Source organism: Novosphingobium sp. UBA1939 (assembly GCF_002336885.1).
Classification (GTDB): domain Bacteria; phylum Pseudomonadota; class Alphaproteobacteria; order Sphingomonadales; family Sphingomonadaceae; genus Novosphingobium.
On record NZ_DDFB01000018.1, the window covers coordinates 23,147 to 29,650 of the forward strand.

At 65.1% G+C, this 6,504-nt stretch carries 6 protein-coding genes; 4 read left to right on the plus strand and 2 right to left on the minus strand.

Going from position 1 to position 6,504, the window contains the following annotated elements; translation table 11 throughout:
• Positions 1-15: 15 nt before the first annotated feature.
• Both B3547_RS03435 and B3547_RS03440 read right to left on the minus strand, forming a co-directional pair.
• Positions 16-930 carry an aldo/keto reductase gene (locus B3547_RS03435; protein ID WP_292960196.1) on the minus strand — a complete coding sequence of 305 codons (915 nt, stop codon included), beginning with the start codon at positions 928-930 and terminating at the stop codon, positions 16-18.
• Positions 931-1,163: 233 nt separating this feature from the next.
• The gene (locus B3547_RS03440) at positions 1,164-1,646 is read right to left on the minus strand and encodes a phytanoyl-CoA dioxygenase family protein (protein ID WP_292960198.1); all 483 of its coding nucleotides are present in this window, start codon (positions 1,644-1,646) and stop codon (positions 1,164-1,166) included.
• On the opposite strand from B3547_RS03440, the gene B3547_RS03445 reads away from it, so the two are divergent.
• The 4 genes from B3547_RS03445 to B3547_RS03460 form a co-directional block, all read left to right on the plus strand.
• Complete coding sequence (locus B3547_RS03445; RefSeq protein ID WP_292960200.1) at positions 1,633-1,830, plus strand: hypothetical protein; 198 nt, start codon at positions 1,633-1,635, stop codon at positions 1,828-1,830. The genes B3547_RS03440 and B3547_RS03445 overlap by 14 nt on opposite strands.
• Before the next feature lie 74 nt (positions 1,831-1,904).
• Entirely contained in the window at positions 1,905-2,828 is a 924-nt protein-coding gene (locus B3547_RS03450) for a LysR substrate-binding domain-containing protein (protein WP_292960202.1), read from the plus strand.
• Between the two features lie 174 nt (positions 2,829-3,002).
• Positions 3,003-5,324 carry a TonB-dependent receptor gene (locus tag B3547_RS03455; RefSeq protein WP_292960205.1) on the plus strand — a complete coding sequence of 774 codons (2,322 nt, stop codon included), beginning with the start codon at positions 3,003-3,005 and terminating at the stop codon, positions 5,322-5,324.
• A gap of 84 nt (positions 5,325-5,408) precedes the next feature.
• A partial coding sequence (locus B3547_RS03460) for an AMP-binding protein (protein WP_292960208.1) occupies positions 5,409-6,504 on the plus strand: 1,096 nt, incomplete at its 3' end.

Genomic DNA, 6,504 nt, shown 5'->3' on the forward strand with positions numbered 1-6,504 from the left:
CCTCAGCGCTGCCCTTCAGGGCAGTCTCTCTCCACGCGCGGCAACCAGCACCGCGTACCATTCCTCGCGCGTCCAGCGCACATGCGCCGCCTGCGCGGCTTCCCTGATCCGGTCGCCCTGCTGCGATCCCACGATCGGCACGATTCCGGCGGGATGGGCCATCAACCAGGCAAAGGCCGCGACCGTGCGCGACACGCCTTGCGCCTTGGCGACCTTGTCGAGTGCGGCGGCGACGGCGCGCGCGCGTTCGTCGGCCGGCGCGGCCAGGCGTCCCCCGCCCAGCGGCGACCAGGCGAGCGGCACCAGCCCCATCGTCATCGCCTGATCCAGCTCGCCGTTCTCGAAGCAGGCGATGCGCAGGGGGCTGATTTCGGGCTGGGTCGCGACCAGCTTGTGGCCGAGGAAGTGCTGCAGCGCGGCGATCTGGTGGATGGTGAAATTCGATACGCCCAGCGTCCGGATCTTGCCCGCGGCCACGGCGTCGTCCAGCACGCGCGCCACTTCCAGCGGATGGGCGAGGATGTCGGGCCGGTGGACCTGCCACAGATCGATCACATCGGTGCGCAGGCGGCGCAGCGAGGCATCGATCGCCGCGTTCAGGTAGGCCGCGCTCTGGTCATAGGGCAGCGGCGGCAGGATTCCGCCCTTGGTGGCGAGCACCATCCGCGCGCGCAGGCCGGGTTCGGCCGCAAGCACTTCGCCCAGCAGCGCTTCGGCATCGCCGAAACCGCCGGTCCCGTCGAAGCCATAGATATCCGCCGTGTCCAGCAGGGTGATGCCGGCATCGAGCGCGGCATGGACCAGCCGGGCGGCGTCGGCCGCAGTGCGGCCATCCTCGGCCAGCCGCCACATGCCCCATGCCAGTGGAGAGATGGAAAGGCCGCTATCGCCCAGCGGGCGTGATGCGGCGGGAAGGGAAAGCTGGCTCATGCAGATGTCCTGGGTGCTGCTGCGTCAGGGATGCCGGGACCGGGCCGCGCCCGATCCTCCTCTCGGTATCGATTATTCGATATGACAACGTGAGACATATACGGACGAATGCGATCGCGCAAGGGGCAGGCTGCCGGATGCCGTGATCGCTCGAACGTTAGACATGCGATTCCGGTTCAAGGTGGCGCCAGACCTAATCGATCTGGCGCCTTGAGCGTCGGTGCGCCGGCGGCTCAGTTGAAAGTGACCTGACGCCCGCCGCGCAGGAACGCGATGGCGTTGCGGCGCAGATGGTTGGAGCCGGGATTGATGATCGGCTCGGGCGAATACTGCGCCAGATAGACGCGGCGCATGTTCGGCGTGGAATTGGAGCCCGTCGCATGAAGCGCCAGGCTGGAGAACGCAACGACACTGCCCGCCGGCACTTCCAGGGTCACGCCTTCGGCATCGCCGGTGTAGCCAACCAAGTCGTTGCTGCCTTCCTGGCGGATATGCGGCACGATGCCATCGCGCGTTTCCGGCGCCTGCGAGAACGGCAGGATGCGTACGGTGCCGTTGGCGACGGTGGTGTCGTCCAGCGTGCACCAGCAGGTGAGGTAGGGCTTGTGGTCCGCNNATGTCGGCCATGGTTTCGCTGAACAGCATGTCGCGCAGTTCGGGCTGCACGCGCTGGCATTCGCCGGCGAAATAGCGTTTGCCCTTGTGGCTGATGCCATCGACTTCGACGCCAAGCGCGTCGAGCCGGGCATCCTCGCGTTCGATCACGCGGGCGCATTCGTTGCGCAGCAAGTCCAGCAGCGGTCCTTCCAGAACCCGCTCGAACACGGCGTATCCCTCGCGCTCGAACTGGGCGCGTTGCTCGGCAAACCTCATTGGACTCTCCCGGTGTCGTGTGGTTGACCCGTTCGTAGAGCGCGATCGGCCATCGCATCCAATCAAATTGCGCTAGCTAATCATACGCCTATACTATGACCATGCGTATGCGACAGGTTGAGGCGTTCCGCGCCGTGATGATGAGCGGGGGCATTACAGCCGCCGCGCAGATGCTCAATGTCAGCCAGCCGTCGGTTAGCCGGCTGATCGCCGATCTGGAGCGGGCGGTGGGATTCCGCCTGTTTGACCGGCGCGGCGCGCGCGTACACCCCACCGAGCAGGCGCAGATGCTGTTCGAGGCGGTGCGGCGCAGCTACACCGGTCTCGACCTGCTCGATCAGGCGGCGCGGCGCATCCGCGCGCATCCCGTCGGCACGGTGCGGATTGCCGCGCTGGCGGCGATCGCGATGTCGATTCTTCCGGCGGTGATCCAGCGCTTTCGTATCCTTTATCCCGACATCAAGGTCACGGTGGAGTCGCTGGGGCAGCGCGGCATCGAGGAACGCGTGTTTCTGGGGCAGGCCGACCTCGGCGTGGGCGTGGACATTCCCCCGCGCGAAGGCATCCGGACGACCAGCGTGGCGCGGGCGGAATATGTCTGCATCCTGCCTTCGGGGCATCCGCTGGCGCAGCGCGGCAGCCTGGCTGTGGCGGATCTTGCCGGCGAGGAATTCATCGGTCCGATGCATGAGGCTGATGCCTTGTGGAATGGCATCGACGCGGCGCTCGCCTCTTCGGGCGTCGCGGTTTCCCGCCGGCTGGAGACGCAGCATTCGCAGATTCTCTATGCTTTCGTCGAAGCGGGCCTGGGCATCTCCATCGCCGAGCCGTTCAGCGCACCCCTGTTTCACCGGGTGGGGGTGGCGATCCGCCCGATCACGCCGCCGGTCTATCTCGATTTCGCCTTGCTCGAGCCGGATATTGGGCCGACACCCGAGATCGTGAGCTGGCTGCATGTTGAAATCATGCGCGAAACGGCGGCCTGTCTCGATCATGTCCACAAGCTCATCGCCACAAGGCCATAGCATTTGGACATAGCATACCGATTTTTCTCGATTGGACTGCAATGACCAAATTGCGCACTCCATGACATAGACGGTCGACATTCACGCCATCCGACAACGGAGCGGGTGTCGATCTCCAGCCTGCCTCGCTTAACCGGGCGCGGTCCGCTGGATGACTGTTGGGGAGGATTGAGTATGCAAACGAAAGCGAAGCTGTGCCTTGCGTTGTCGACCGCGCTGGGCATGTCCTTGTTCGCCGCGCCGGCTATTGCCGCCGAGGCGCAGTCGCCGGCCGGTGAAGAGAACGGCGGCATCGGCACTGGCGAAATCATCGTTACCGCGCAGAAGCGCGCGCAGAACCTGCAGGACGTGCCGCTGGCGATCTCGGTGGTTTCGGGCGCGCAGCTCGAACGCGCCAACGTCAATTCGGCGGAGCAGCTGTTCCAGCGCGTGCCGACGCTCACCTTCCGCAAGGGCAACACCAACAAGGATTCGGCGCTGTCGATCCGCGGCGTTGGCACCATCTCGTTCGCTTCGGGCGTCGAACCTTCGGTTTCGACCGTGATCGACGGCGTGGTTTTCGCGCGTACTGGTCAGCAGACCTCCGACTTCCTCGACGTCGAACGCATCGAAGTGCTGCGCGGCCCGCAGGGCAGCCTGTTCGGCAAGAACGCTTCGGCCGGCGTCATCAACATCATCACGCGTGATCCGCCCAAGGCGTTCGGCGGCTATCTGGATGCGGCGTGGTACGAAGGCAACGAATTCCGCGTGCGCGGCAGCGTCGGCGGGGCGCTGGGCGAAGGACTGACGGCCTCGCTGACCGGCTTCTACGCCAAGTATGACGGCAACGGCGTGAACGTGTTCAACGGGCACAAGATCAACGGCTACGAACACTGGGGGTTGCGCGGCAAGGTCGTCTATCAGCCCAACGACACGTTCAAGCTGACCGTGATCGGCGACTACGCGCAGAACAACGACAACGGTTATGCCGACAGCATCGGCCAGGTCTTCCCCGGTGCCTACACCACGGGCGTGTTCATTCCGTCGCTGGCGCCGCTGACGCTGAACGACCGCAACAAGAACATCGACAACGATCTCGATCCGCTGACCAGGGACCGCAACAGCGGCGTTTCCGCGCAGATGGACATCGATCTGGGCGGCGCCACGCTCACCTCGATCACCGCCTACCGCCACTGGTACAACTATCAGCAGCGTGACGGCGATTTCCGTTCGGATGCGCCGAAGTATGTGGCCGCCGGCGCCGCCGCGAGCGATGTGTTGTCGCACGACCGCGGCGATCTGAAGTTCGACCAGTTCACCCAGGAACTGCGCGTTGCCTCGTCGGGCAAGCAGTTCCTCGAATACGTGGCCGGACTCTATTACTACCACACCAAGGAAGTCGATTTCTTCAACCGCACGGTCAAGGCCTGCACGGCCTCGACACTGGCGCCGGTGAACGGCCTGACGCCATGCGATGCAAGTTCGACCTACCTGACGCAGCAGGGCAACGCGGATTTCACCACCAAGCTGACCAGCTATTCGGCCTTCGGCCAGGCGACCGCCAACTTCACGCCCACGTTCCGCGGCATCATCGGATCGCGCTATACGCATGACAAGGTGGCGTTCGACTTCAGCCGCCGCTCCACTTCCGCCACGGCCTTCCCCGGCGTGAACCCGGCCTTTGCCGCCACCGGGGCCACCGCAAAGGATGGCTGGTCGGGCAATGTCGGCCTGCAGTACGACGTGGACAAGGATGTCATGGCCTATGGCACCTATACCCGCGGGTACAAGGGGCCGGCGATCAACGTGTTCTTCAACATGCTGGCGCGCGATACCGGGCCGATCGCTCCGGAAAAGTCAGACGCCTATGAAATCGGCCTCAAGACGCGGCTGTTCGATCGCCGCCTGACGTTCAACATCGCGGCGTTCTACGCCAAGTACAACAACTACCAGGCGAACTTCCTCGATCTGGTGGCGGGCCAGGTGGTTACGCGCCTGACCAATGCGGGCAGCGTTTCGACGCGCGGTGTGGAAGTCGATTTCAATGCCTCGCTGACCGACAACTTCTCGCTCAACGGTGGTTTCAACTACACCGACGCGCACATCAACAAGTTCAATTGCCCGACTGGCGCGGCAGTGACGTGCGCCGATGCCATCAACGGCAAGCCGCTGCCCTTCGCGCCGAAGTACAAGGGCACCGTCACCGCCGACTGGCGCCTGCCGCTGGGCCTGGAAGCGTTCAACGTCGATCTGAACACGTCGGTGGTCTATCAGAGCAAGACCAGCTTCGACATCAACCAGAACCCCTATGCCATCCAGACCGCCTATGCGCTGTGGGACTTGGGCGTGACGGTGCGGACCAAGGACGACAAGTACAGCGTCTCGTTCATCGCCAAGAACCTGACCGACAAGCACTTCGTCATCCAGCGCATTCCGAACGGCACGGCGTTCATGCGCCAGATCACGCCGCGCGATGCGCAGCGCTATTTCGGCGTCTCGGCGCGCATGAACTTCTGATCGGGTCGCAGGGCCGCCCGGGTTTCGCGCCGGGGCGGCCCACCCGTCACGCAACAGACCGCAACCTCGCGAAAGGCCCATGCGATGCGCGGGTTGATGCAGGACTGGCCGTTGACGGTCGACCGGATCGTCGACCATGCCGCCGACTGGGACGGGGATCGCCCCGTCGTCAGCCGTCAGGCCGACGGCTCTCTCGAACGTACCGACTATGCAACGATCCGCGCGCGGGCACGGCGCTTGTCCGCCGCGCTCACCGCGCTGGGTATCGGGCGCGGCGATCGGGTCGCCACCATGGCCTGGAACAATGCGCGCCATCTCGAAGCGTGGTTCGCGATCATGGGCATGGGCGCGGTGTGCCACACGCTCAATCCGCGCCTGTTCGCCGACCAGCTCCGCTATATCGTCGACCATGCGGGTGACCGCGCGATCCTGGTCGATCCCTGCTTTCAACCGCTTCTGGCCGAAGTGCTGGCTGGAACTGCCTTCAACGGCGCTATCATCGTGCTGGGCGATGCCGCTGCCGTCGATGCCGGGGTGCTGCCGGGTGCGGTCCCGGTCGAAGCCCTGATCGCGGAAACCCCGGGCGACGTGCGCTGGGGCGATTTCGGCGAAGAGACCGCCTGCGCGCTCTGCTACACCAGCGGCACCACGGGCAACCCGAAGGGCGTGCTCTATTCGCACCGTTCAACGGTGCTGCACATGCTGCTGACCTTGCAGCCGGACGTGTTCGGCCTTTCGATCAACGACGTGGCCATGCCGATCGTGCCGATGTACCACGCCAATGCCTGGGGCATGCCGCTGTCGACGGCGGCCGTCGGCTGCAAGCTGGTGCTGCCCGGCGCGCAGCTTGATGGCGCGTCGCTTCACGCCCTGATCGAAAGCGAGGGCGTAACGTTCTCCGCCGCCGTACCGACCGTGTGGCAAGGCCTGCTCCACCATCTCGATACCACCGGCGGCCGTCTGACCAGCCTGCGCCGGGTCATTATCGGTGGCGCCGCGCTACCCGAAAGCCTGGTCCGCCGCCTGCGCGAACACGGGGTGGAGACGGTGCAAGGCTGGGGCATGACCGAAACCTCGCCCATCGGCACGCATGGCAAGCTGACGCCCGAAGTCGCGGCCCTTCCGTTCGAGGAGCAGCTTCCAATCCGGCTCAGGCAGGGCCGCCCGCCCTTCGGCATCG